Origin of the sequence: Xanthomonas sp. LMG 12461, assembly GCF_009192935.1 — a bacterium.
Taxonomy (GTDB): domain Bacteria; phylum Pseudomonadota; class Gammaproteobacteria; order Xanthomonadales; family Xanthomonadaceae; genus Xanthomonas_A; species Xanthomonas_A sontii.
Map to the genome: position 1 here is coordinate 18,063 of NZ_NQYT01000071.1, position 23,886 is coordinate 41,948.

Consider the following 23,886-nt stretch of genomic DNA (forward strand, 5'->3'; position numbering starts at 1 on the left):
ATCGCCTCGCCGCTCATGACCGACAGCATTCACGAAGAAAGGATCAAGGCGATCCTGCAGGGCATGCGTCGCGCCGAACGGCGCCGGGCCGGGCGGCGCGCCGACAGCAGCGACCTGCTGTCGCTGATCGACGGCGCCGCCTATGGCGCACCGGAGGATGCGCAACGCGCACTCGCCTGGCTGGCGTATGACGGCACCCTGGAGCATCTGAACCACGCTGACCTGCACAATGTCGGCGACACCATCTGCGTGGCCTGGAACGGCTGCGGCAGCGATCTGGCGACGCTGTCGCAATGGTTGCGGGAGGTGCGCCTGGTCGATGGCCGCAACGCCCTGCAGGCGCTGCGCGACGGCGACAGCGCAGACCTGCTGGCCGCGGCACTGACGGCATTTCCCGGCTGACGCCGAGCGGTTGCAGCATCCGTCCCACAGGGTGGCCTGCGACGCGTGACCCCGGCATGCACGATGCACTGCCAGACAGCAGGCGCCAAGGCACATCCTCCAGGGCGCCAGCCACCGCCGGCGGAAGCAGCCGGCCACAGCGAACTGCAAGTCGCTGCCCCAAGCGTCGTACAGCGCGCGGCAAAGTCCCAGCGATGGCCCAATCCTCAGCGCCTGTCGCCCATGTGGCACCGATCCGCCCGCAACGACGCGCCGGCAGCGCCCACTCAGTCCAGCGGCGCGACCACCAGCAGCGGGTCGAGGTCGTACCCCATCGCCACCGCCTTGGCCTTGATGCCCTCGAACACGCTGCGCTGCATGCGCGGCGAGCGCGACAGCACCCACAGGTACTTGCGTCCGGGTTCGCCGATCAGCGCCCATTGATAATCCGGGTCGAGCGCGATCACCCAGTAGTCGGCCCACACCATCGGCAGCCAGGCCAGCCAATCCGGCGCGAAGCGCACCTGCAGCCGCCCGGGATGGCCCTCCACCCGCCGGGCCACACCGTCGGCCGCCAGCATGTCGCCGCTGGCGGTGCGGCAGGCGTTGCGCACGCCGACCTGACCGTCGTCGCGCAGCACATAGGCCGCAGTGACGTCGCCGACGCATTTCTTCTGGAAGGAAACCGGCAGATGCGCGATCTCGTGCCACTGCCCGGCATAACGGCCGAGATCGAACGCGGCGACCGAGCTCACCGGCTGCGCGGCGCGCAGCGGCGGTGCGAGGCACAACAGGCACGCCAGCAACAGCAGCGCGATCGGCGAAAGGCGCATGCGCAGGTTCCGATGGACGGGAAGCAGCAGCTTATGCAGGAGCGGCGCAGCGATGTAAAGCGCGGCGCAAGGCGCCGGCCGTCATGGCGCAGCGGTCAGTTGCTCAGATCGGCCATGGAGTGCTGGTCCGGATGGCTGGCGCACTGCACCGGCTCGCGCAGCACCACGCGCTCGACCACCCCGTCGCGCCGCTGTAGGTAGGTATTGACCATCACGCACTCGGAACCGACCTGCTCGATGTAGGGCGCATCGGCACCGTGACCGCCCTGCTCGCCCGCATGCTCGGTCCGGTCGGAAGGGGCTGCCACGGCGTTGCCGGCCATGGCCAACAGCAGGGCCACGCCGCCACATCTCCGTCCGAATCCGCTGGTCATTGGCAGGTTCCCCCGATTGCCCGTGCCTATGATTACGACAGCCAGCGCCGTTGATTGAGCGGAAGATCCCGAAAAACCGTGAACTGGGTGCAGTTGTCTACGAACGTTGACACGCCTTCTTCACACCCGATCAGGGCAAAGGACAGTCGCACAGGCCTCGCGCATGCGGAAATCTGCACAGCGCGGGAGATCGGCCCGGACGCCGAATGGCGACGCCGTACGCCACCTTCGACGACGGCGACCCAGGCAGCACAACACACCGCCAAGGCATGCAGATGCCGCAAACCCTCGCGGCAAAAGAAAAGGGCCTGCATTGCTGCAAGCCCTGAAAGAATGGTGGCCGAGGACGGAATCGAACCGCCGACACGGGGATTTTCAATCCCCTGCTCTACCAACTGAGCTACTCGGCCACTGCGCAACGCGGCAGGACCGGTGCGAGGACGCGCATCATAGCGAGGTGATCGGGATTGGGCAAGCGCAATGTTGCAGAATTTTCCTACCTACCGCCGCGGCCTGCGCCGACTGCGTCCGATCCGAGGGCACGCGATGCTGGACACGTCCTCGGCATCCGGCCGGCGCACGGCAGGGACGCCTTGGTGATGGCCGCCGGCCGGATCGCCGAGGACACCGACCGGACGCCCGGCCAGCCGCGGTCATTCCGCCATACCTGAACGTCCGCAGGCACGTGCGGGTCAGCCTGGATGATCTGGTGGGTTGCTGCGCCAAGGGCGATCGGAGGAGCAGCAACGGAGGTTGACGGCATGACGGAACGGGGTAATGGCCGGCCCACAGGCCGGCCGCATGCCGGATGAGGGCTGCCGGCAGATGGCACGACGCGGACGACGCCATCGCGCAGCTAGGTTGGGCGGGCCTGTCATTCCAGTGGCGGAAGCGCTCGACACCAAGCGAAGGCGCCAGTAGAGCGTGTCCGCTGTCCGCCTTGCGTCACGCCACGTCGCGCGCGACCGCCGGCATGCCGCCAGCTTTCCGCAGCCCGCGCAGTCCGGGGGAGGCTCCGCCATCGCTGCGCCACCACGGCAGACAGGGGTGTGGTGTAGTCTTCGCCGGTCTTCCTTTCCGTGGATTCCGCCCATGCGTCACCCGCTCCGCCTCGGCTTGCTCGTGTTGTGCACCGCGTTGCTCGGCGCCTGCAGCGACGGCATCGTGCGGCGTGTGTCCGACCCGGCCGCCAGCGTGCAGCAACTGACGGTCAACATGGACGGCAGTTGGAAGGTGGAACTGCGCCTGCAGAACTACAGCAGCATTCCGATGCGCTACGACACCCTGCGCCTGGACCTGGGGGTGGGCGGCGAAGCGGCCGGCAGCCTGCAGGCCGCACCTGGCATTTCGATCGGCCCGGAGACGGCGGACGTGGTGAGCATCGCGCTGAAGCCCAGCTCGAGCGCGCGCATGGCCGTCGCCGATGCCCTGGCCGGCCGCCGCAGCCTGGAGTACACCCTGAAGGGCAGCATCGCCGCGACGCCGGAAGACAAGAAGCCGCGTAGCTTCGAGATCGACACCCGCAACATGCTCTCGCCCGCGCCCGGCCTGGACGGCGTGCTGCGTTGACCCGGCGGTGCTGAGGCGCCACCTGCCCCGCTCTCTCTCTCGAACGCGACGTCCCGGTTTCCGGCGCGCGGAACGCCCCTGCGCGTCGACCTGCGCTTCACCGGACACAGGCGCTGCCTCGACCTGCCGCACGCCACGCTAATGCGCTGCGCCCTCGGCGCAGGCATGTCCGCGCGTTTTTCCTGGACTGCCCCCTTCAGCGGGCGGCGTTCAGCCGACGTTACCGCAAAATTAATACATAAATGTATTATTTACACATGTACAAATCATCGAGCCGCGTATGAGTCGCTTCGCCGCCACCGAGCAGCGCCTGGACGTGACCGCCCGCAAGCATCCGCACTTCCCGCGGCAAGCCGCGCTGGTCCTGCGGCTGATCAAGCTGCTGCACAAGCTCAGCCTCGACCAGAGCAACGAGGTGTTGCGGCCCTATGGCCTGAGCTACGCCGAATACAACGTGCTGATGATGATCGACGCCAGCCCCGACGGAACCTTGAACCCGTCCCAGCTGAGCGACGCGGCGGGCGAGAAGTCGGCCAACATCACCCGTCTGACCAGTCAGCTGGTCGACAAGGGCCTGATCCAGCGCATGCCCAGTGCCGAGGATCGGCGCATGCTGCTGCTGCGGCTGACCGAGGCCGGCGAGCGCCTGATCGAGGCGCTGATCCCCGACCTCTCCGCCCAGCTCGACACGTATGTGCAGCATCTGGATCCGGCGGCGCTGGCGCAGTTGCAGGCGCTGCTGAAGACCCTGCTGCGCGGGGTCGAGGACGCCGCATGAGCGCGCAACACCCCAACGCCGCCGCTGCCGAGGCAGCGCCAGGCCTGCGCACCCTGCTGGCCGACGCCCTGCGCGGCGAAGGCGAGGCCTGGCTGTTCGTGCTGCGCACGCTGCTGTCGATCTATCTGGCCGGCTGGATCGCCCTGCGCCTGGACCTGGCCTCGCCAATGACCGCGATGATCACCGTGGTGGTGGTGATGCACCGGCAGACCGGCATGGTCTTCGCCAAGGGCTTCTACCGGGTGCTGGGCACGCTGATCGGCAGCGTCGCGGCGCTGACGATGGTGGCGCTGTTCCCGCAGGAGCCGGTGCTGTTCGTGCTGGCGCTGTCGCTGTGGATCGGCGCCTGCACCGGCGGCGCGCTGCTCTACCGCAACTTCAAGGCCTATGCCTTCGTGCTGTCCGGCTACACGGTGGCGTTGATCGCGCTGCCGGCGGTGAACCAGCCGCAGAACGTGTTCAACCTGGTGGTGGCGCGGGTGACCGAGGTGGTGCTGGGCCTGCTGGTGACCGGCATCGTCAGCGACGTGGTGTTTCCCAGCCGGCTGCGCCAGACCCTGCGCGACACCGTGCGCCGCGCGTCCGACGGCTTCCTGGACTTCGTCCGCGACGCCACCGGCGGGCAGCTGCCGCGCGAGGCGATGGAGCAGGCGCACCTGCGCTTCGTGCGCGACGCGGTGACCATCGAGGACCTGCGCAGTTCGGTGGTGTTCGAGGATCCGGAGGCACGGGTGCGCAGCGGCCGCCTGCGCCTGCTCAACCAGCGCTTCATGGCGGTGTCGACCAGCTTCCAGGCGCTGCACCACTACATCAACCGGCTGCTGCGCAGCGGCGATGCGGAGGTGGCCGAGGCGCTGATCGGCCTGTATCGGCCGCTGAAGGCCGCGCTCAGCGACCGCGGCGGACGCGAGGGCGCGGCCGCGACCGCGCGCAAGCTGGCGGCGTGCCGCGATGCGCTGGCGACGCGCGCGGCCGAGGCACGCGTGGCCCTGCCGGCGGCACGGCACGAGGGATTCGACACCGGCGTGTCGCTGCTGCGGCGCTTCTTCGCCGACCTGCACGACTACGTGGCCACCGAGGCGACCCTGGTCGCGCCGCAGCAGTGGCGCACGCCGCAGGACCGCGGCGACACCGCGGTGTTCGTGCGCGGCAACGACTATGCCGCGGCCGCACTGACCGCGCTGCGCAGCGCGCTGCTGGTGGCGACGATGTGCTGGCTGTGGATCCAGGCCGGCTGGATCAGCGGCGCCACCGCGGTGTTCCAGGCGGTGGCGCTGAGCGCGATCCTGTCGTCCAGCGCCAACGCGCCAGCTGCCGCGCGCTCGCTGTTCAAGGGGTTCGTGTTCGGCATCGTGCTCGGCGTGGTGTGCCAGTTGCTGGTGCTGCCGCAGATGGACGGCTATGTGCTGTTCGTCGCCGGCACCCTGCCGTTCCTGCTGGTGACCCTGTACCTGGCCTCGAAACCGGCGCTGTACGGCTTCGCCACCGGCGCCAACCTGGCCTTCGTTTCGATCCTGGCGGTCCAGCCGACGCCAAGCTTCAACGCCGCGGCCACCTTCAACAGCGTGGTGCCGCTGCTGCTGGGGACGCTGGCGGTGAGCGCGACGTTCGTATTCGTGCCGCCGGTGATCGGCACCCGCTGGCAGCGCCGGCGCCTGCTGGAGCGGCTGCGGCGGCAGACCACGCTGGCCGCGCGTGCGCCGCTGCCGGGGCTGGCGCTGCAACTGGAGAGCGTCAACCGCGACCTGTTCCAGCAGATCGTCGCGCACACCCCGCCGGGCAGCGACGAACTGCGCGACCTGCTCGGCTGGGCGCTGTCGGTGCATGAAACCGGGCGCACCCTGGTCGAACTGCGCCGCGATGCGGCCGAAGGCACGCTGCCGCCGGCCCTGGCCACCGCGGTGGAGGCCGCCGTGCAGGCGCTGGCCGACCTGTATCTCGATCCCAGCCCGCAAAGGCACCGACACGCCTTGCAGCGGGTGGAGGCGGCGCTGGCCGCCAGCCAGGTGGAAGGCGCGGTCCCGCTGCGCTGGAAGCCTACCCGCGAGCACTTGTTGCTGCTGCGCGGCGCGCTGCTCGACGCCGATTCCGTTCTCGCCGCGCTGGCCGATACGCCTGCGCCGACCACCGCCACCCCAGGAGCCGACGATGCTGCTGCCCGCTGAACTCTCGATCGCCGGGGTATACGTGCCCGGCCTGCTGGTGCTGGGCCTGGCCCTGCTGCTGGTGGCCTGGGCGCTGGACGCGGTCGCCGGCCGCGCCGGCCTGTACCGCTACGCCTGGCATCCCTCCCTGTTCCGTCTGGCCGTCTACGTCGGCGCCTTCGCCGCGCTCGGCCTGCTCCTTCTTCCGTGAGTCCCGCCATGAAGACCCCTGCCCTGATCCGTTTCGCCCTGACCGCCGTCGTGGTGCTGGTCGCCGCCCTGCTGGCGCATGCGCTGTGGCGCCATTACATGCTCTCGCCCTGGACCCGCGACGGCCGCGTGCGCGCGGAAGTGGTGCGGATCGCGCCGGACGTGTCCGGCCTGGTCGATGCGGTCGCCGTGCGCGACAACCAGCATGTCAAACGCGGCGACCTGTTGTTCAGCGTGGACCGCAAGCGCTACGAGTTGGCCCTGGAAAAGGCCCGCGCCAACCTTGCGGTCGCGCAGGCGCAGGCGCGTGCGGCCGGCGCCAGCCTGTCGGCAGCGGCCGCCACCCAGGCAGCCAGCGAAGCGGAATTCCAGATGCGCCGCGCCCAGGCCGAACGGCGCGCGCGTGCCGCCGCGGTGATCTCCGCCGAAGCGCGCTCGGACGCCGAAGCCACCGCGCGTTCGGCGCAGGCCGACGTGCACCGCAGCGCGGCGCTGCGCGGCCAGGCCACCGCGGCACAGGCGCAGGCGGTGGCATCGGTGGAACAGGCGCAGGCCGCGCTCGACCTGGCCGAGCTGGATCTGCAGCGCACCCAGGTCCGCGCCACCGCCGACGGCTACATCACCAATCTGGAAGTGCGCGTCGGCGACTACGCCCAGGCCGGCAGTGCGCGCCTGGCGCTGGTCCGCGACGATGCGATGTGGGTCTACGGCTATTTCGAGGAAACCAAGCTGCCGCGGGTCCACGTCGGCGACCGCGCCGACATCCGCCTGATGAGCGGCGGCCTGATGCTGCACGGCCAGGTCGAGGGCATCGCCCGCGGCATCGCCGACAGCGACAATCCGACCGGCACCTCGCTGCTGGCCAACGTCAGCCCCACCTTCAACTGGATCCGCCTGGCGCAGCGCGTGCCGGTGCGCATCCGCATCGATCCGGCCAGCGTGCCGCAGGGCACCCTGCTCGCTGCGGGCATGACCGCCACGGTCAGCGTGCATCCGCGGGAAAACTGATGCCGCGCCTATGGGGCTCCTAGCGATCAGGGAGGCTCAGGTGTAGGAGCGGTTTTCGGGGCAGCTCCAACAACGACGAAACGTCATTTGCAGGAGCGGCTTCAGCCGCGACGGGCATTACTGGCAAACCGCGTCGCGGCTGAAGCCGCTCCCACACATTGCAAGGACAGATCCCGCCGAGCCGCGGCAACAACGGGTTGCCAGTGGCGCGCTCGTAGCGGCAGCAGACGCCTACCGCAGGAAACCAGCACGGCGCAGGCCTTGCACCTGCGCGCATGCTGTCACAGCGGTCACCGCAGTCCTCAGTCCTTGGCCTGCCGGTTGACGCCGAGGAAGCGCCCGGCGATCACCGCATAGCCGCTGCGCGACACCGTGCTGCCCGGATCGAAGTAGGCATGCAGGGTCGGCTGCAGGTCCTGCGGCCCCTGGGTCACCGCGAAGCGCGCGTTGAGGATGCCGGCATCCAGCGCCAGCTGCACGTAGCCGCGCAGGTTGCTCGGGATCGCCGCCACGTCCTCGATCGGCAGCCGCTGGTTGTTGTAGCTCACCGACAGCGTGCCGTCGAAGGCCAGCGCCTGCGTCTGCAGGCCCAGCGCCTGCACCAGCGAATACGCCAGCTGCAGCTTGCTGACGGCGTCGTTGGGACGGAAATCGCCGGCGACCAGCCCCATCACCGCGGCCTGGTTCTGCTGCAGGTCGCGCAGCACCCCGCCCTTGCCCACTGCCGCCTCGGCGAACGGATAGGCCGGGTCGTTGCGGCCGAGCCCGCTGAAGCTGGGCGTGGCCGGCAGCGCCTGGCGCACGCCGGCACCCATCACCAGATAGCGCGCCAACTCCGCGCGCTTGAGCGGATTCTGCGGGCGGAACAAGCCATCGGCGTAACCGTCCATCAGGCGGTTGCCGACCGCGTACTCCACCGCGCCGCGATCGCGGTCGCCGCTGGCGACGTCGTTGAGGCCGGTGTAGCCGCCGCTGCGCAGGAAATCCAGGGTGCCGCGCACCGTGCCCGGGGCCGCGATGCCGTTGCTGCCCTTGGGCGCCACCGGCACGCCGCTGATCGAACCGATGCCGCGCACACTGATGGTCCAGGTGCCCGGCTTGCCCGGCGCACCGACACTGACCGTGCTGCCCAGCAACGGCAACGCCACCGGCGAGCCATGGCTGACGCCGTCTGGATCGGTCAGCACCAATGCCTGGGTGTTGGCGTCGATGGTGGCCTTGGCGCTGACCCAGGCGACGTCCTTGCCGACGGTGAACGACTGGGTCTGCGGCGTGCCCACCGGCGAGAACGCCACCTCGAACGGCTGGCTGCCGCCGGGCAGCACCAGCGCATTGCTGTAGAACTGATGCAGGGAATTGACCGTCTTGCCGAAGCCGCTGCGCTGCTTGCTGGCTTCCAACAGCGCGGCATAGGCATTCACGTAGCCCGCGCCAGCCTCCCAGTACGTGCGCCCGGGGATGTTGGTGGCGGTGCGTTCGAGCAGGTCCTTGACCTGGTCCGGGGTCAGGTCCGGATTGGCCTCCAGCAGCAGCGCGACGATGCCGGCCACGTGCGGGGTGGCCATCGAGGTACCGCTCATGGTGGTGTAGAACGGCAGTTGCGCCGGGGCGATCAGCTTGCTGTCCTTGTCCGCGGCCAGCGGCGGCAACGCGCCGGTGGAATCGCGGGTGGAGACGATGTCCACGCCGGGCGCGGTGATCGTCGGCTCGTTGAGATAGGTCCAGGTCTTGCCGTCGGCCATGGTGAAGCTGCCGCTCTCGCCGCGCTTGCCGCGCGAGGAGAAGTCGGCCAGCGTGCCATCCTTCTCGCCCGCGGCCACCGAGATCACCCACGGCGCCTGCGCGTACGGATTGTGGGTGTCCTCGTTGGGGCCGTCGTTGCCGGCGGCGAACACGCTGACGATGCCGCGCTTGTACAGCTCGTAGGTGGCGACGTTGACCGGATTCTGCGGATCGAACTTGCCGGAGGAGCCCCAGGAATTGCTGGTGACGCGGATCGGATCCTTGAAGCTGAACTGATGCGTGGCCGCATAATCCAGACCGCCGACCGCGTCCAGGATCAGCAGCACCGCACCGGATCCGTAGCCGACCAGACTGGCGCCGGTCGCCACGCCGCGATAGGCGCCGTTGGACTGCGCGCCGGTGCCGCCGACCGTGCCGGCGCAGTGCGTGCCATGGCCGGAGCCGAGGTCGGTATTGGGCACGCCCTCTGCATAGGTGATCGGCAGCATCGCATCGACGTTGGCCAGGTTGGTGGTGCCCAGCACGTTCTGCACGACGCGGGTGCCGTAGGCGAGATCGCGATGGGTGGCATCGATGCCGGAGTCGTTGATCATCACCCCGACGCCGCGGCCACTGTAGGGCAGCGCGCGGCCGAAATCGCCGGGATTGCCCTGCGCGCGGTCCACGCCGGTCAGCTCGCGGGCTTCCTTGTTGAAATAGCGCAGCGGTGCGTTGTAGTAGATCGAGGCGACGTCGTCGCGCTGCGCCAGCGCGCGGATCTCGGCAGGCGTGGCCAGCGCGCCGGCGATCGGCAGCGTGCGCATGGTGATCCCACGGGTGATGCCCAGCGCATGCAGCGCGGTGAGTTGCGAGGCCGAGACCGGCCCGGACTGATCGTAGGTGATCACGATCTGCAGTGCGTCGCCGGCCGGCGCAGCAGCGAGCTTGGCTTCCAGTACTTGGTCGAGATGGGCGGCGGCCAGGGCGTCGCCGCCGGCGAACACACCGCCGGCGAGGACGGCGCAGATACCGACGGCAAGAACGGGACGGCGAATGGACATTGCGGAATCTCCGGATCGTCGAAGCCCGTAGCGGGCGGCCACCGCAGCGTGCCGGGCGCGCCGATGCGCGGCCAATCCGGTATCGCACCCAGGCCGGCCGGGTGGAAACACTCAGCCGCGGCGCATGCAACTACCACGGGATTGGAGGGTGCGCTCCCCTGTCGCCGCTCGCGGCAGTCGGCACTGCACGGCGAGCCACACGCCGGGGCATGCCACCCGACCCAGCGAACACCGCGGCTGGAACGGCAACAGAGTGCATTGCAGGCAGAGGGCGCCGACATGCGGCAAAAACAGGGGGCGGGAGCGGCGTGCCCGATCCGGCGCATCGGCGCGCGGTGCGGCCGAAAGGAATGCGGGACGTGCGGGGCCCATTCCGATTCCCGGACGCCATTCCGGGGAGCGGTGGAACCCCGCACGTCCAGCACGGGGGATCGCGGTGGCTGCCGACCACGCCGCCGAACGGCGACAGCGTGATCGAAGGCAACCGCGAAAACGTCAACGACAGCAGTCGATCGGACGGCGCTTCATTTGGTCGAAGAACGGCGGCCTCCGGACTGCATCGCAAGCAACGACACGGCGATCGACTGCGCTTGCAGCGGATCGGGCGGACGCTGGCGTCCGCCCGATCCGGTCACTTCTTGCTGGCTTCGCGCAACGCCGAGTAAGCGTTGAGATAACCGGCGCCGACTTCCCAGGACGCGCGTCCCGCCATCGGTGTGGCGGTGCGCTCGATCAGGTCCTTGACCTGGTCCGGGGTCAGGTTCGGATTGGCCTCCAGCACCAGCGCCACCACACCCGCCACATGCGGCGTGGCCATCGAGGTGCCGCTCATGGTGGTGTAGAACGGCAGCTGTGCCGGCGCGATCAGCTTTTCGTCCTTCTGCGCGGCCAGCGGCGGCAACAGGCCGGTGGAGGCGCGGGTGGAGATGATGTCCACGCCCGGCGCGGTGATGCTGGGCTGGTTGATGTGGGTCCAGCTCTTGCCGTCGGCGGTGGTGAAGGTATCGCGCTCGCCGGCCTTGCCGCGCGAGGAGAAGTCGGCCAGCGTGCCGTCGACGTTGCCGGCGGCGACCGAGATCACCCACGGCGCCTGCGCGTACGGATTGTGGGTGTCTTCCTTGGGACCGTCGTTGCCGGCGGCGAACACGCTGACGATGCCGCGCTTGTACAGCTCGTAGGTGGCGACGTTGACCGGGTCGGCCGGGTCGAACTTGCCGGAGGTGCCCCAGGAGTTGCTGACGACGCGGATCGGATCCTTGAAGCTGTTCTGGTGCGAGGCCGCGTAGTCCAGGCCGCCCACCGCATCCAGCACCAGCAGCACACCGCTGGAACCGTAGCCGACCAGGCTGGCGCCGGTCGCCACGCCGCGGTACTTGCCGCCGGACTGCGCGCCGCTGCCGCCGACCGTGCCGGCGCAGTGGGTGCCATGGCCGGAACCGGCGTCGGTGTTCGGCACGCCCTCCAGGTAGGTGACCGGCAGCATCGAGTTCAGATTGTGCAGATTGGTGTTGGCCAGCACGTTCTGCACCACGCGGTCGCCATAGGCCAGATCGCGGTGGGTGGCATCGATGCCCGAGTCGTTGATCAGCACGCCGACGCCGCGGCCGGTGTACGGCACGGTGCGGCCGAAGTCGCCCGGATTGCTCTGCGCGCGGTCGACCCCGGTGGCCTGGCGCGCGTCCTGGTTGAAGTAGCGCAGCGGGGCGTTGTAGTAGATCGAAGCGACGTCGTCGCGCTCGGCCAGCGCCAGGATCTCCTCCGGCGTGGCCAGCGCACCGGCGATCGGCAGGGTCTGCATGCTGACGCCGCGGGTGATGCCCAGGTCGTGCAACACGGTCAGCTGCGCCGCCGAGACCGGCTTGGACTGCTTGTAGGTGATGACGATCTGCAACTCGTCGGTCAGCGGCGTGCTGGCCAGCTTGGACTCCAGCAGGCTGTCCAGATGCGCGGCGGCTTCGGCCTTGCCGCCAGCGAAGACGCCGCTGGCGAGCACGGCGCAAATGCCGATGGCGAGTGCGGGACGACGGATGGGCATCTGGAATCTCCGGTTGGTGGGCCCGGGACGGGCGGGTGACTGCAGCCTGACGCGGCCGCGCGGTGGCGCCTATCCGGGATCGCCCCTACTGCACGTGGGTGGAAACACCCAGGGCCGCGTGCATCGCCCGTACGGATCGGTATGATCGGGACGAAGGCCGCTGCCGCGCGCCGCGGTGCCGGGCGGAACGCAGGCGCGGTGCGCAGTGCCGGCACATGCAACAGGGGGTTTCAGATGCACACGATGTTCGCAAGGGTTTGCCTGCTGTTCTGCGCCGTCGCGGCGTGCGGCGGGCTCGCCGCGCAACCGCTGCCGGTGCAGGTGGACGTGAGCGGCAATGTGGCGACGGCGGCCATCGGCGCCGGCCCGCACCCGCTCGCGGAACTGACGCTGGAGTTCGACAACGCCAGCGGTCTCAGCCCGGCCAACCTCGGTCTGAGCGCAGAACTGCTGACCCCGGCCCAGGTCACGGCCTTGCTGCCGCGGCTGCCCAGCACGCAAACCGGCCAGGTGCCGTCGCAGTTGCCGCTGCTGATCACGGTGACACCGCCACCGAGCGGCGGCCTGACGTTCCGGCGCGTCGTGCATGTGGAGCTGCACACGCATGCGCTGGCCTATACCGCCGACAGCACCCTGCGCCTGTTCAAGGCCCCGGAGGGCGGCGATTTCCGCGACATCACCGATGAGATCGCTCCGGGCAGCGTCCGCGCCCGCGGCACCACCGGCGGCTTCTCGCAGTTCATCGTGCTCCACGACCTGCGCCCGACCGCCAACGTGCTGGCCGCCAAGCTGAACCGGCTGCAGGCGCTGGTGGCGCAGTTGCCCGCCAACGAGGCGGCGCCGCTGGCCGCCATGCTGAACAGCGTACAGAGCGCCCTGGCCAATGCCGATTACACCGCCGCCACGGTCGCGCTGGACGGGTTCCGCGAGCAGGTGTCGTCGCGCGCCGGCCATGGCATCGCGCAAACCTGGAACGCCGGCATGAGCGCAGGCAACCCCGCCGGCGAACTGCTGGCCGGCGCCGCGACGCTGCGCTTCTCCATCGACTACCAACGTCTCTACGCGCCTTGAGCGCTGCGGGACCGGTCGCACCCACCGCGACGGAGGACACGCCGCGATGCCCGCGCGCCTGACTGCCTACCTGCCTGACGCGCCGGCACCGACGCTGCTGCTCGCCGCCGGGCAGACCCTGGCGATCGGCCGCGCGGCCGACAACGCGCTGGCGCTGGAACACCCTTCGGTGTCGCGCTGGCACGCGCAACTGCAGCCGCTGGCCGACGGCCACTGGCAGTTGCACGACCTGGGCAGCAAGAACGGCAGCTTCCGCGATGGCGTGCGCGTGGCCGCGCCGATCGTGCTGGAGACCGCGACCTGGCTGCGCTTCGGCGACATCTACGCCGAGTTCGCCCCGCTCAGCCCGGCCGATGCGGAACTGGCCGAGCGCCGCCAGCGCGCCCGCTGCGATCGCGCCACCGCCCTTACCCAAGGGCTCGCCCAGATCGGCGGACTCGACGATCTGCTCGGCGCCAGCCTGGACGCGGTGGTCGAACTGGCCCAGGCCGAACGCGGCCTGCTGGTCCTGGCCGAGGCGCACGGCCAGCGCGTCGCGGCCAGCCGCGGGATCGGGCCGCTGCCGCTGCAGCACAGCCTCCCCGGCAGCGAGGGCGCCCTGCACCGCGCCCTGCGCGACGGCCAGGCCACCGTGGCCCACGACGTCGGTGGCGTGCCGTGGCTGGCCGAGCGCGCCTCGGTCTGCGCCGCCGGCCTGCGCACCCTGCTGTGCCTGCCGCTGCGCGACGGCACCCGCGTGCTCGGCGCGATCTATGCCGACAGCCGCCGCGCCGGCAGCGCCATCGGCGCGCTGGACATGCAGTTGCTCGAGGCCTTCTGCGAGCGCGCCGCGCTGTGGATCGCCGCACGCCAGGCGCTGCGCGACACCGGTGCGGAACAGGGGCCTGGGCCGGCATGAGCGATGCGGCCACCGCCACCGGCCTTTACGCGCAGGAGAGCCTGACCCCGGGCGACGTGCTGGCCGGTCGCTTCCGCATCGAGCGTTTGCTCGGCATCGGCGGCATGGGCCTGGTGTACCTGGCCCACGACCAGGCGTTGGGCATCGACGTCGCGGTCAAACTGCTGCGCCCGGAACTGGCGCAACGGCCGCAGGCCTTCGCCCGCTTCCGCCAGGAACTGCTGCTGGCGCGGCAGGTGTCCAGCCCGCACGTGGTGCGCATCCACGACCTGGCCGAACACGCCGGGCGCTGGCTGATCAGCATGGACTACGTGGACGGCGAGTCGCTGGAGGCGCGGCTGCAGCGCGAGGAACGGCTGGACGTCGACACCGCCCTGCGCATCGCCGGCGACATCGCCCGCGGCCTGCAGGCGGCACATGCACGCGGCGTCGTGCACCGCGACCTCAAGCCGGCCAACATCCTGCTGCAGCGTGGCGGCGATGCGCTGATCAGCGACTTCGGCGTGGCCTGCTCGATGGCCAGCAGCGGTCTCGGCGCGACCCTGGGCAACGTCATCGGCACGCCCGCCTACCTGTCGCCGGAACAGGCGCGCGGCGACGCGCTCGACCCGCGCAGCGACCTCTACGCGCTGGGCCTGATCCTCTACGAAATGCTCGCCGGGCAGGTGCCGTTCGCCGGCGGCACCCTGTCCGAGACCCTGGCCCAGCGCATGCTGCGCGAGCCACCGCCGGTGGACCGGCTGCGCGCGGACGTGCCGGGCTGGCTGGTGCGGTTGCTGCAGCGGCTGCTGCGCCCGCAGCCGCGCGACCGCCTGCAGCACGCCGGCGAGGTGATCGTGGCGATCGAGCGTCGGCAACTGCCGCGCGATCGCCGGCGCTGGCGCCGGCTCGGCCTGGGCCTGGCCGCGACGCTCGCCGGTGTTGCCCTGCTTGGCGTCGGTGCCTGGCGGTGGCAGGCGCAACGCGCCAGCGCCCCGCCGCCGGTGGTCGCCGCGCAACCGCTGCCGCGCCTGCTGGTCCTGCCGCTGGCCGGCGACCCGGGCAGCGCCGAGCAACGCCTGGCGCTCGGCAGTTGGCTGCGCGGCAGCCTCGGCGAAACGCTGACCGTGGTCGATGACGCGCGCACCCGGCAGGCGTTGCGCCAGTACGACCCCACCGGCCAGGCGCCGCTGGACGTGGCGGCGCTGCGCCGGCTCGCTTCGGCGCAGCGCGTGCTGCAGCCGAGCCTGCAACACCAAGGCGCCGGCTGGCGCCTGCAGGCGCTGCTGCACCCGGCCAGCGGCGCGCCGCAACGCATCGACGGACCGACCGCCGCCGATCCGGCCGCGGCCTACGCCGCCTGGTTGCCGATCGCGTCCAGGGCGCTGCTCGGCGAAGGCGCCACCCTGCCCGACGACCTGCCCGCACCCGCCGCACTGCAGGCGTATGCGCGCGGCCTGGCAGCGCAGCAGCACGACGACAGCGCGCAGGCACTGCAGCAGTTCGCCGAGGCCAGCGCGCAGGCGCCGCAGTCCGCGCCGTTGCGCCTGGCCGAGGTGGTCGCGGCGCAAGCCATCGGCGAAGAACAGAAGGCGCGCGAGGCGCTGGATGCGCGCGCGCCCGCGGCGCTGGCGCGGCCGCGCACCCTGGCCCTGCTGACGGCGCTGCGCCTGGAAGCCGAAGACGATCTCGCCGCTGCCGACAGCGCCTGGCAGGCGTTGGCCACGGCCCGGCCCGACGACAGCGAGGTGCAGTTGCAGGTCGCGCGCATCCAGGCACAGGCCGGCCACCTGGACGCGGCACGCGATCGCCTGCGCGCGCTGGCGCAGCGCGACCCCGACGACCCGCGGCTGTGGTTGGCGCTGGGCAAGCTGGCGATCCTCAGCGGCAACGCCGCCACCGCGGTGGACGAGGACCTGCTGCGCGCGCAACTGCTGTTCCGCCGCGGCCGCGACCTGTATGGCGAAGCGGAGACGGTGAACGCACTGGGCGTGGGCTACGGCCGGCTCGGCCTGGCGCAGCAGGCGCAGGCGCAGTACCTGCGCGCGGTGGAGCTGCGCCGGCAGGTCGGCAATCGCCGTGGCGTCGCCACCAGCCTGCGCAACCTGGCCGGCACGCTGAGCATCGGCGGCGCCTTCGCCGAGGCCGAACAAAAGCTGCAGCAGGCGCAGGCGCTGTACGTCGAACTCGGCGACCGCGACGGCCAGGCCGCCGCCGCCAACGAACTCGGCCTGCTGGCCGAGGAGCGCGGCGACTACCCGCAGGCGCTGCAGGCGTTCCGCGGCGCGCTGACCGCCTGGCGCGCGATCGGCGATGCGCACGGCGTCGCCGAGACGCTCAACAACATCGGCTTCGCGCATTTCCAGTTGGGCGACCTGGACAGCGCGCAGGCGTTCTGGGAACAGGCCGCGCGCGCCTATGCGGACCTCAACGACGCCACCGGCCGCGTGCGCACCGCGCAGAATCTCGGCCTGCTGGCCACCGCTCGCGGCCACTGGACCCATGCGCAGACCCTGCTGAGCCAAGCGTTGCGCGAGGCCGAGCGCCACCAGATGCTCGAGGAAGTGGCGGTGAGCCGGCGCAACCTGGCCGAACTGGCGTTCTGGCAAGGCCAGCGCGCGGTGGCGCTGACCGAACTGGACCAGGCGCAGCGGCTGTTCCAGCAGAGCCGCGACCAGCGCGGGCAGACCGACATCGCCTTGCTGCGCGCGCAGGTGTGGATGGCGCTGGACGACCCGGCGCAGGCGCGGCTGGCGCTGCAGCAGGTGCAGCGGCAAGCGCCCGCCTCAGTGTCCAGCGAACAGCGCGCGAGTGCGGCGCTGCTGCAGGCGCAACTGGCCGAACGCGACGGCGATGACGCCGCGGCCGCCTCCGCGCTGCGCCAGGCCGAGGCGCTGGCACGCGCCAGCGGCACCCGCCTGTTGCAACTGCAGGTCCAGGTACACGCGGCGCACGACGAACCCGCGCTCGCCGCGCTGGAGGGCGACGTCGCCCGCCTGGGCAATGCCGGGCTGCGCCTGCGCTATCTGCAGCAGGCGCTGCGCTACGGCGCGGCCGACCAGGTCGCGGCGCGCTATGCGCAGGCGCAGGCCCTGCTGCTGCGCGGCAGCCCGTTGTTCGCCGCCACCCTGCACACGCAGGCCGCGCAGCGCCTGGACGCGCTCGGCGACCACGCCGCCGCGCAACGCGCCCGCCGCGCCGCGGCGCAGGCCACCGACGGTTCCGCTGTCGCGCGCGCACAGACCACGCCATGAACGACGCCGCCACGACCGCCGCCGAACGCTACCGCCTGCTGCTGCAGCGGCTGGAAGCCAACGAACGCGAATTCCGCCGCCTCGGCCGCGCCGTGGTCAAGGTGCAGGAGGACGAACGCCGGCGCCTGGCGCGCGAGCTGCACGACGGCGTCGGCCAGAACCTCACCGTGCTCAAGCACCGGCTGGCGCAACTGGGCGCGGCGCTCGGCGCGGCCGACGCCGCGTTGCGCGCGCCGCTCGAGGACGCCATCCAGTTGTGTACGCAGGCACTGGAAGACACCCGGCAGATGTCGCGCTTGCTGCGCCCGCCGATCCTCGACGACCTGGGACTGGAAGCCGCGCTGGGCTGGCTCGGCCGCAGCCAGTCCGCCGCCGGCGCCACCCCGGTCAGCGTCGAGATCGGCCCGCTGCCGACGCTGGACGAAGCGCTGCAGACCCTGCTGTTCCGCAGCGCGCAGGAAGCGCTGACCAATGCGCTGAAGCACTCGGCTGCGCAGTCGGTGCTGTTGCGGCTGGTGGCCCGCGACGGCTGGGCGCATCTGCAGGTGCTCGACGACGGCCGCGGCTGCGACCCGCAGCAGGCGCTGGTGGCCGGCGGCAGCGGCCTGAGCGGCCTGCGCGAACGCCTGCGCCTGAGCGGCGGCAGCCTGCGCCTGCAATCGTCCCCGGGCGAGGGCTGCTGCGTGCAGATCCGGGTCCCGCTGGAGGCCGATTGAACGTGATCGCCCTGCCCCGCCCCGACACCCGCGCGACGCTGCACACGCCGCGACATCCCGCCTGTCGGCGCGCTTGGAGCGCACCGGCATGAGCGCGCCGATCCGGGTCCTCATCGCCGACGACCACACCCTGGTGCGCGAAAGCCTGGTCGCCGTGCTCGACGCGATCGACGGCATCCAGGTGGTGGCGCAGGCCGCCGACGGCATCGAGGCGCTGGCCAAGGCCGAGGCGACCAGCCCGGATGTGGCGATCGTGGACATCTCGATGCCGCGGCTCAACGGCATCGACGTGGTCCGGCGGCTGTGCGAGACCGTGCCGCTGGCGCGGATCCTGGTGCTGACCATGCACGAGGAACACGAATACGTGCTGCACGCGGTGCGCGCCGGCGCCTCCGGCTATCTGCTCAAGGACAGCGCCAGCGCCGACCTGATCGCCGCGGTACGCAACCTGCACGCCGGCCGCGGCCACTTCTCGCCGCAGGCCGCGCAGGCACTGGTGGCGCAGATGCAGCAGCCGCAGGCGCTGCCGCCCGATCCCTACCGCAGCCTGACCGCGCGCGAACGCGAGGTGTTCCACCTGATCGTGGAGGGCCGCACCACCAAGGAGATCGCGCGGGTGCTGCAGATCAGCGTCAAGACCGCCGAGAACCACCGCTTCCGCGTGCTCAACAAGCTGGGCATGCGCAATACCGCCGAACTGGTGCGCTACGCGGTCCGCCACGGCCTGCTCGACTGAACGGCGCCGCGCACCGGCGGGCTCGGCGCGGCTGCGCATACTCCATACGCCATAGTATCCTGGGCACCTCGGCCGCGCCGCGGCCCTCGTCACGAGCGATCGCATGAGCACCTATCAAGCCCCGTTGACCGATCTCCGCTTCGCGCTGCACGACGTGCTGCAGGTGGAGGCATTGTTCGCCCGCCTCGGCCACGCCGACGCCAATGCCGAACTGATCGACGCGGTGCTGGAGGAAGCGGCGCGCTTCACCGGCACCGTGCTGGCGCCGCTGAACCGGGTCGGCGACGAGCACGGCTGCACCCTCGACAAGGCCACCGGCGCGGTGACCACCGCGCCAGGCTTCCGCGAGGCCTACCGGCAGTTCGCCGAGGGCGGCTGGACCGGGCTGACCGCTGCCGCCGAGTTCGGCGGCCAGGGCCTGCCGCACACCCTCGGCGTGCCGCTCAACGAAATGGTCAACGCCGCCAACCTGGCCTGGGGCAACTTCCCGCTGCTGTCGCACGGCGCGGTCGAGGCGCTCAAGCAGCACGGCGAGGCCTGGCAGCAGGAGGTGTTCCTGAAACCGCTGGTGGATGGCCGCTGGACCGGCACCATGTGCCTGACCGAACCGCACTGCGGCACCGACCTGGGCCTGCTCAAGACCCGCGCCGAACCCAACGCCGACGGCAGCTGGTCGGTCAGCGGCACCAAGATCTTCATCACCGCCGGCGAGCACGACTTCACCGACAACATCGTGCACCTGGTGCTGGCGCGGCTGCCGGACGCGCCGGCCGGCGCCAAGGGCATCTCCCTGCTGGTGGTGCCGAAGTTCAAGGTCGCCCGCGACGGCAGCGTCGGCGAGCGCAACGCGCTGCGCTGCGGCTCGCTGGAGCACAAGATGGGCATCCACGGCTCGGCCACCTGCGTGATGAACTTCGACGGCGCCGAGGGCTACCTGGTCGGGCAGCCGCACAAGGGCCTGCAGGCCATGTTCACCATGATGAACACCGCGCGCCTCGGCGTCGGCCTGCAGGGCATCGGCCTGTCCGAACGCGCCTACCAGAACGCGCTGCATTACGCCCGCGAGCGCCTGCAGTCGCGTTCGCTGAGCGGCGCCAAGCTGCCGGAGAAGCCGGCCGACCCGATCCTGGTGCACCCGGACGTGCGCCGCATGCTGCTGACGGTGAAGGCGCTGACCGAAGGCAGCCGCCTGCTGGCGCTGCATGCCGCCACCCTGATCGACATCGCGCACAGCGCGCAGGACCCGGCCGAGCGCGAGCAGGCCGACGTGCTGGTCAGCTTCCTCACCCCGATCTCCAAGGCCTGCCAGACCGAGTGGGCGGTGGAGAACACCTATCACGCCCTGCAGTGCTTCGGCGGCCACGGCTACATCCACGAACACGGCATGGAGCAGTTGGCGCGCGACGCACGCATCACCACCCTGTACGAAGGCACCACCGGCATCCAGGCGCTGGACCTGATCGGGCGCAAGACCGCGTCCAGCCAGGGCGCGGGGCTGAAGCTGTTCCTGGCGCAGATCGAGGCCTTCCTGACCGAGCACGCCGACAACCCGGCGGTGGCCGAATTCGTCGCGCCGCTGCGCGAGAAGGCCGCCGAGTGGGCGGCGCTGACCAAGCGCATCCTGCAGCGCGCCGCCGGCAATCCCGAGGAACTGGGCGCGGCCAGCTACGACTACGTGTTCTATTCCGGCTACGTGGTGCTGGCCTACTGGTGGGCGCGCAGCGTCGCCGCGGCCGAGGCCTCGGCGCACGGCGAGGCGTTCAAGCAGTCCAAGCGCGAGACCGCGCGCTTCTACTACGCCCGCCTGCTGCCGCGCACGCTGACCCACGCCGCGGCCATCGACAGCGGCGCCGCGCCGCTGATGACGCTGGCCGACGCGCAGTTCTGAGTCGCACATCCAGGTCCGAACGCAGCCCCGGCATGCACGCCGTGCCGGGGCCGCACGGCCCGCCGCGACCGATACACAAACCGTCACCAATCGGGTATAAGCTGTCTTCCCGATGGAGACAGACACAACAACGCTTGGTCTGATCGATACCGGGGCCTGCGGCGCCTCGGCCGCGGTCCCGTCGCCTGCGGCGTCCCCTTCCCACCTGCCTTCGGTCCGGCTGCTGTCGCTGGACGCGCATGGCCGCGTGCTGGACTGGATCAACTGGCAGGACGCCGCCTGCCTGTACGCACGCGGCGCGGTCGCCTGGACTCTCGGCGAGCCGTGCCTGCATATCCACGGCGGTATCTGTCGCGCCAGCGGCGAGCGCAGCGTGCTGGAGCTGCATCCGATCATCGCCGCGCGCGGCCACGCGCATGCGCGTGCGCTCGACCCCACCCCGACCCTGACCAATACCGCGCTGTTCGCCCGCGACGCGCAACTGTGCCTGTACTGCGGCCAGCAGTTCAGCCGCCCGCAACTGACCCGCGATCATGTGCTGCCGGTGTCCAAGGGCGGCCGTGACATCTGGGAGAACGTGGTCACCGCGTGCTTCCACTGCAATTCGCGCAAGGGCAACCGCACCCCGCAGCAGGCGTCGATGCCGCTGCTGGCAGTGCCGTACCGGCCGAGCTGGATCGAGCATCTGATCCTGTCCAACCGCAACATCCTGGCCGACCAGATGTCGTTCCTGAAGGCGCAGTTGCCGAAGCGTTCCAAGCTCTCGTTGTAGCTGCGCGGCCTCACGCCGCCCTCACGCCCGCTGCGACGGATTGCCGCACCCCGGCCGAAACCGACCATCCACGCGCCCGCGACTGAACGGGTTGATTGCGCGTGCCCGGAATGGAGAGGAAAATGACAGGTCCGCTGAACCTCCATTCCGATGATCGACCCCACCCGCTATCCGCGCCTCTCGCGCATCCAGGTCCCCGCCGAACTGCGTCGCTTCGATGAATCGGAGCTGCCGGCCATCGCCGAGGAACTGCGCGCCTTTCTGATCGAGTGCGTCGGCAAGAGCGGCGGCCATTTCGGCGCCGGGCTGGGCGTGATCGAACTCACCGTCGCCCTGCACTACCTCTACGACACACCGGTCGACCAACTGGTGTGGGACGTCGGCCACCAGACCTATCCGCACAAGATCCTCACCGGACGCCGCGACCGCATCCACACGGTCAAGCAGGCCGATGGCGTGGCGCCGTTCCCCAAGCGCGAGGAAAGCGAGTACGACACCTTCGGCGTCGGCCATTCCTCCACCTCGATCTCGGCCGCGCTGGGCATGGCGGTGGCGCTGCAGCGCATGGGCGACGAGCGCAAGGTGGTGGCGGTGATCGGCGACGGCGCGATGACCGCGGGCATGGCCTACGAGGCGCTGAACCACGCCGGCGGCATGGATCCGGAACCGAACCTGCTGGTGATCCTCAACGACAACCGCATGTCGATCTCCGAGGCGGTCGGCGGGGTCACCAAGATGCTGGGGCGGATGAGCGGCAGCAAGACCCTCAACGCCATCCGCGAGGGCGGCAAGAAGATCCTCGGCGACAAGAAGAGCAACCCCACCGCGCGCTTCGTGCGGCGCTGGGAAGAGCACTGGAAGGGCATGTTCGTGCCGTCCACGCTGTTCGAGGAAATGGGCTTCCACTACACCGGCCCGATCGACGGCCACGACCTGCCGGCGCTGCTCGGCGCGCTGAAGACGCTCAAGACCCTCAAGGGTCCGCAGCTGCTGCACGTCATCACCACCAAGGGCAAGGGCTACGAGCTGGCCGAGGGCGACCAGATCGGCTACCACGCCGTGGGCCCGTTCGATCCGAGCAAGGGCCTGGTGGCCAAGCCGGGCGCCAAGGCGCCGACCTACACCGACGTGTTCGGCGACTGGATCTGCGACATGGCCGCGGCCGATCCGGCGCTGCTGGCGATCACCCCGGCGATGCGCGAAGGCTCGGGCCTGGTGCGCTTCAGCAAGGAATACCCGCAGCGCTATTTCGACGTGGCCATCGCCGAGCAGCACGCGGTGACCCTGGCCGCGGGCATGGCCGTGCACGGCGCCAAGCCCGTGGTGGCGATCTATTCCACCTTCCTGCAGCGCGGCTACGACCAGTTGGTGCACGACGTGGCGGTGCAGCAGCTCGACGTACTGTTCGCGATCGACCGCGGCGGCGTGGTCGGCCCGGACGGCGCCACCCATGCCGGCAACCTGGACCTGAGTTTCCTGCGCTGCGTGCCGCACCTGGTGGTGATGGCGCCGGCCGACGAAGCCGAGTGCCGGCAACTGCTCAGCACCGGCCTGCGCCATGCCGGCCCGGCCGCCGTGCGCTACCCGCGCGGCACCGGCCCCGGGATCGCCCCCGGGACCACGCTGGAACCCCTGCCGATCGGCAAGGCGCAAGTGCGCGCGCAGGGCCACACGGTGGCGCTGCTGGCGTTCGGCGCGACCCTGGCGGCGGCCGAACAGGTCGGCCGCGAGCTCGGCCTGAGCGTGGTCAACATGCGCTTTGTCAAGCCGCTGGACCGCGCCCTGCTGCTGGAGCTGGCGCAGAGCCACGAAGGCTTCGTGACCATCGAGGACAACGTGGTGGCCGGCGGTGCCGGTTCCGGCGTGGCCGAGCTGCTCAACGCCGAAGGCGTGCTGCGCCCGGTGCTGCACCTGGGCCTGCCCGACGCGTTCCAGCACCACGCCAGCCGCGAGCAATTGCTGGCCGAAGCCGGCATCGACGCCGCCGGCATCCGTGCCGCGGTGTTGAAGCGCTGGCCGCAGCTGGGCACCAACGCCAGCGCACCGCGCACTGCGGCGGGCTGACCCGTCGCGATTGCGAGCAGAGCAACGGCACGGCGGTTGGCGCATGCCGTGCCTGCTTGCGGCATTGCGCACGGTTCTCGATGTGCCGCATGCCGCTTCCGATTGCGCCGGCGTCTCCAGCGCGTGACCTAGGGCGTGTCATCAATCCCCGAGCATGCCGCGCCGCGATTGCGCGCGCCTGTGGCAAGGAAGAGCGAGGAAGTGGACGTCCGTCCACGCCCGAGCGATGACGCGGCCATGGGCGCGCGCAATCGCGGCCCTTCGGGTTGGGCCTGGCAGGCGCGCGGCCGGCGCCGCGCGGCTTGACCTGACGGCCAGTCAGGCGCTGCGCCACGCAACGCCGGCCGCGCGCCCGCCCGACCCCACCCCGCATACTCGGGAATGATGACACGC

Annotated in this window: 19 protein-coding genes and 1 tRNA gene; 15 read left to right on the forward strand and 5 right to left on the reverse strand. The window is 70.8% G+C overall.

What is annotated here, in order from left to right; translation table 11 throughout:
- The first annotated feature begins 15 nt into the window (after window positions 1-15).
- Complete coding sequence (locus CEK68_RS17765; protein ID WP_152240177.1) at window positions 16-402, forward strand: hypothetical protein; 387 nt, start codon at window positions 16-18, stop codon at window positions 400-402.
- Window positions 403-668: 266 nt separating this feature from the next.
- On the opposite strand, the gene CEK68_RS17770 is transcribed toward CEK68_RS17765, so the two are convergent.
- Both CEK68_RS17770 and CEK68_RS17775 read right to left on the reverse strand, forming a co-directional pair.
- The gene (locus CEK68_RS17770; RefSeq protein WP_017909057.1) at window positions 669-1,214 is read right to left on the reverse strand and encodes a lipocalin family protein; all 546 of its coding nucleotides are present in this window, start codon (window positions 1,212-1,214) and stop codon (window positions 669-671) included.
- Between the two features lie 95 nt (window positions 1,215-1,309).
- Window positions 1,310-1,555 carry a hypothetical protein gene (locus CEK68_RS17775; RefSeq protein WP_017916036.1) on the reverse strand — a complete coding sequence of 82 codons (246 nt, stop codon included), beginning with the start codon at window positions 1,553-1,555 and terminating at the stop codon, window positions 1,310-1,312.
- Between the two features lie 239 nt (window positions 1,556-1,794).
- Between CEK68_RS17775 and CEK68_RS21420 the strand changes: the two genes are divergently transcribed.
- Complete coding sequence (locus CEK68_RS21420) at window positions 1,795-1,917, forward strand: hypothetical protein (RefSeq protein WP_255424787.1); 123 nt, start codon at window positions 1,795-1,797, stop codon at window positions 1,915-1,917.
- 5 nt (window positions 1,918-1,922) lie between these two features.
- Here the strand turns inward: CEK68_RS21420 and CEK68_RS17780 are convergent.
- Window positions 1,923-1,998: transfer RNA gene (locus tag CEK68_RS17780), tRNA-Phe, on the reverse strand.
- A gap of 682 nt (window positions 1,999-2,680) precedes the next feature.
- Here CEK68_RS17780 and CEK68_RS17785 point away from each other — a divergent pair.
- From CEK68_RS17785 to CEK68_RS17805, 5 genes are all read left to right on the forward strand, one after another.
- Window positions 2,681-3,157, forward strand: a complete 477-nt coding sequence (locus CEK68_RS17785) for an LEA type 2 family protein (protein ID WP_152240178.1) — start codon at window positions 2,681-2,683, stop codon at window positions 3,155-3,157.
- 280 nt (window positions 3,158-3,437) lie between these two features.
- On the forward strand, window positions 3,438-3,935 hold the full coding sequence (locus CEK68_RS17790) for a MarR family transcriptional regulator (protein ID WP_017909053.1): 498 nt from the start codon (window positions 3,438-3,440) through the stop codon (window positions 3,933-3,935).
- On the forward strand, window positions 3,932-6,100 hold the full coding sequence (locus CEK68_RS17795; protein WP_152240179.1) for an FUSC family protein: 2,169 nt from the start codon (window positions 3,932-3,934) through the stop codon (window positions 6,098-6,100). The genes CEK68_RS17790 and CEK68_RS17795 overlap by 4 nt, the downstream gene beginning before the upstream one ends.
- On the forward strand, window positions 6,084-6,290 hold the full coding sequence (locus tag CEK68_RS17800; RefSeq protein WP_017909051.1) for a DUF1656 domain-containing protein: 207 nt from the start codon (window positions 6,084-6,086) through the stop codon (window positions 6,288-6,290). The genes CEK68_RS17795 and CEK68_RS17800 overlap by 17 nt, the downstream gene beginning before the upstream one ends.
- A gap of 8 nt (window positions 6,291-6,298) precedes the next feature.
- Window positions 6,299-7,297, forward strand: a complete 999-nt coding sequence (locus CEK68_RS17805; RefSeq protein ID WP_017916032.1) for an HlyD family secretion protein — start codon at window positions 6,299-6,301, stop codon at window positions 7,295-7,297.
- Window positions 7,298-7,599: 302 nt separating this feature from the next.
- Here CEK68_RS17805 and CEK68_RS17810 read toward each other — a convergent pair whose 3' ends face one another.
- Together CEK68_RS17810 and CEK68_RS17815 are read right to left on the reverse strand one after the other, a co-directional pair.
- Complete coding sequence (locus CEK68_RS17810; protein ID WP_152240180.1) at window positions 7,600-10,080, reverse strand: S8 family serine peptidase; 2,481 nt, start codon at window positions 10,078-10,080, stop codon at window positions 7,600-7,602.
- 631 nt (window positions 10,081-10,711) lie between these two features.
- Entirely contained in the window at window positions 10,712-12,115 is a 1,404-nt protein-coding gene (locus tag CEK68_RS17815; RefSeq protein ID WP_017912698.1) for a S8 family serine peptidase, read from the reverse strand.
- Between the two features lie 234 nt (window positions 12,116-12,349).
- On the opposite strand from CEK68_RS17815, the gene CEK68_RS17820 reads away from it, so the two are divergent.
- From CEK68_RS17820 to dxs, 8 genes are all read left to right on the forward strand, one after another.
- Window positions 12,350-13,186 (forward strand): DUF6689 family protein, encoded by an 837-nt coding sequence (locus CEK68_RS17820; protein WP_152240181.1) that lies wholly within the window; start codon window positions 12,350-12,352, stop codon window positions 13,184-13,186.
- 46 nt (window positions 13,187-13,232) lie between these two features.
- A complete protein-coding gene (locus tag CEK68_RS17825; protein WP_152240182.1) occupies window positions 13,233-14,084 on the forward strand; it encodes an FHA domain-containing protein in 852 nt (283 codons plus the stop codon).
- Window positions 14,081-17,317 (forward strand): serine/threonine-protein kinase, encoded by a 3,237-nt coding sequence (locus tag CEK68_RS17830; RefSeq protein ID WP_152240183.1) that lies wholly within the window; start codon window positions 14,081-14,083, stop codon window positions 17,315-17,317. The genes CEK68_RS17825 and CEK68_RS17830 overlap by 4 nt, the downstream gene beginning before the upstream one ends.
- Window positions 17,314-18,033 carry a sensor histidine kinase gene (locus tag CEK68_RS17835; RefSeq protein WP_017915806.1) on the forward strand — a complete coding sequence of 240 codons (720 nt, stop codon included), beginning with the start codon at window positions 17,314-17,316 and terminating at the stop codon, window positions 18,031-18,033. Before CEK68_RS17830 ends, CEK68_RS17835 begins: the two co-directional genes overlap by 4 nt.
- An 88-nt stretch (window positions 18,034-18,121) precedes the next feature.
- Window positions 18,122-18,769, forward strand: coding sequence for a response regulator transcription factor (locus CEK68_RS17840; protein ID WP_017911263.1), 648 nt, complete (start codon window positions 18,122-18,124; stop codon window positions 18,767-18,769).
- Window positions 18,770-18,872: 103 nt separating this feature from the next.
- Window positions 18,873-20,657, forward strand: coding sequence for an acyl-CoA dehydrogenase C-terminal domain-containing protein (locus CEK68_RS17845; protein ID WP_152240184.1), 1,785 nt, complete (start codon window positions 18,873-18,875; stop codon window positions 20,655-20,657).
- Window positions 20,658-20,769: 112 nt separating this feature from the next.
- Entirely contained in the window at window positions 20,770-21,429 is a 660-nt protein-coding gene (locus CEK68_RS17850; RefSeq protein WP_026143548.1) for an HNH endonuclease, read from the forward strand.
- A 150-nt stretch (window positions 21,430-21,579) separates the two neighbouring features.
- Window positions 21,580-23,493 carry a 1-deoxy-D-xylulose-5-phosphate synthase gene (gene dxs / locus CEK68_RS17855; RefSeq protein ID WP_152240185.1) on the forward strand — a complete coding sequence of 638 codons (1,914 nt, stop codon included), beginning with the start codon at window positions 21,580-21,582 and terminating at the stop codon, window positions 23,491-23,493.
- Window positions 23,494-23,886: the final 393 nt, after the last annotated feature.

Bases quoted from the DNA above. Each gene is read 5' to 3' on its own strand.
- CEK68_RS17770 (WP_017909057.1), bottom strand. From the start codon at position 1,214: ATGCGCCTTTCGCCGATCGCGCTGCTGTTGCTGGCGTGCCTGTTGTGC.
- CEK68_RS17835 (WP_017915806.1), top strand. From the start codon at position 17,314: ATGAACGACGCCGCCACGACCGCCGCCGAACGCTACCGCCTGCTGCTG.
- CEK68_RS17825 (WP_152240182.1), top strand. From the start codon at position 13,233: ATGCCCGCGCGCCTGACTGCCTACCTGCCTGACGCGCCGGCACCGACG.
- CEK68_RS17765 (WP_152240177.1), top strand. From the start codon at position 16: ATGACCGACAGCATTCACGAAGAAAGGATCAAGGCGATCCTGCAGGGC.
- CEK68_RS17800 (WP_017909051.1), top strand. From the start codon at position 6,084: ATGCTGCTGCCCGCTGAACTCTCGATCGCCGGGGTATACGTGCCCGGC.
- CEK68_RS17830 (WP_152240183.1), top strand. From the start codon at position 14,081: ATGAGCGATGCGGCCACCGCCACCGGCCTTTACGCGCAGGAGAGCCTG.
- CEK68_RS17810 (WP_152240180.1), bottom strand. From the start codon at position 10,080: ATGTCCATTCGCCGTCCCGTTCTTGCCGTCGGTATCTGCGCCGTCCTC.
- CEK68_RS17850 (WP_026143548.1), top strand. From the start codon at position 20,770: ATGGAGACAGACACAACAACGCTTGGTCTGATCGATACCGGGGCCTGC.
- CEK68_RS17785 (WP_152240178.1), top strand. From the start codon at position 2,681: ATGCGTCACCCGCTCCGCCTCGGCTTGCTCGTGTTGTGCACCGCGTTG.
- CEK68_RS17805 (WP_017916032.1), top strand. From the start codon at position 6,299: ATGAAGACCCCTGCCCTGATCCGTTTCGCCCTGACCGCCGTCGTGGTG.
- CEK68_RS17840 (WP_017911263.1), top strand. From the start codon at position 18,122: ATGAGCGCGCCGATCCGGGTCCTCATCGCCGACGACCACACCCTGGTG.
- CEK68_RS17790 (WP_017909053.1), top strand. From the start codon at position 3,438: ATGAGTCGCTTCGCCGCCACCGAGCAGCGCCTGGACGTGACCGCCCGC.
- CEK68_RS21420 (WP_255424787.1), top strand. From the start codon at position 1,795: ATGGCGACGCCGTACGCCACCTTCGACGACGGCGACCCAGGCAGCACA.
- dxs (WP_152240185.1), top strand. From the start codon at position 21,580: ATGATCGACCCCACCCGCTATCCGCGCCTCTCGCGCATCCAGGTCCCC.
- CEK68_RS17820 (WP_152240181.1), top strand. From the start codon at position 12,350: ATGCACACGATGTTCGCAAGGGTTTGCCTGCTGTTCTGCGCCGTCGCG.
- CEK68_RS17795 (WP_152240179.1), top strand. From the start codon at position 3,932: ATGAGCGCGCAACACCCCAACGCCGCCGCTGCCGAGGCAGCGCCAGGC.
- CEK68_RS17845 (WP_152240184.1), top strand. From the start codon at position 18,873: ATGAGCACCTATCAAGCCCCGTTGACCGATCTCCGCTTCGCGCTGCAC.
- CEK68_RS17815 (WP_017912698.1), bottom strand. From the start codon at position 12,115: ATGCCCATCCGTCGTCCCGCACTCGCCATCGGCATTTGCGCCGTGCTC.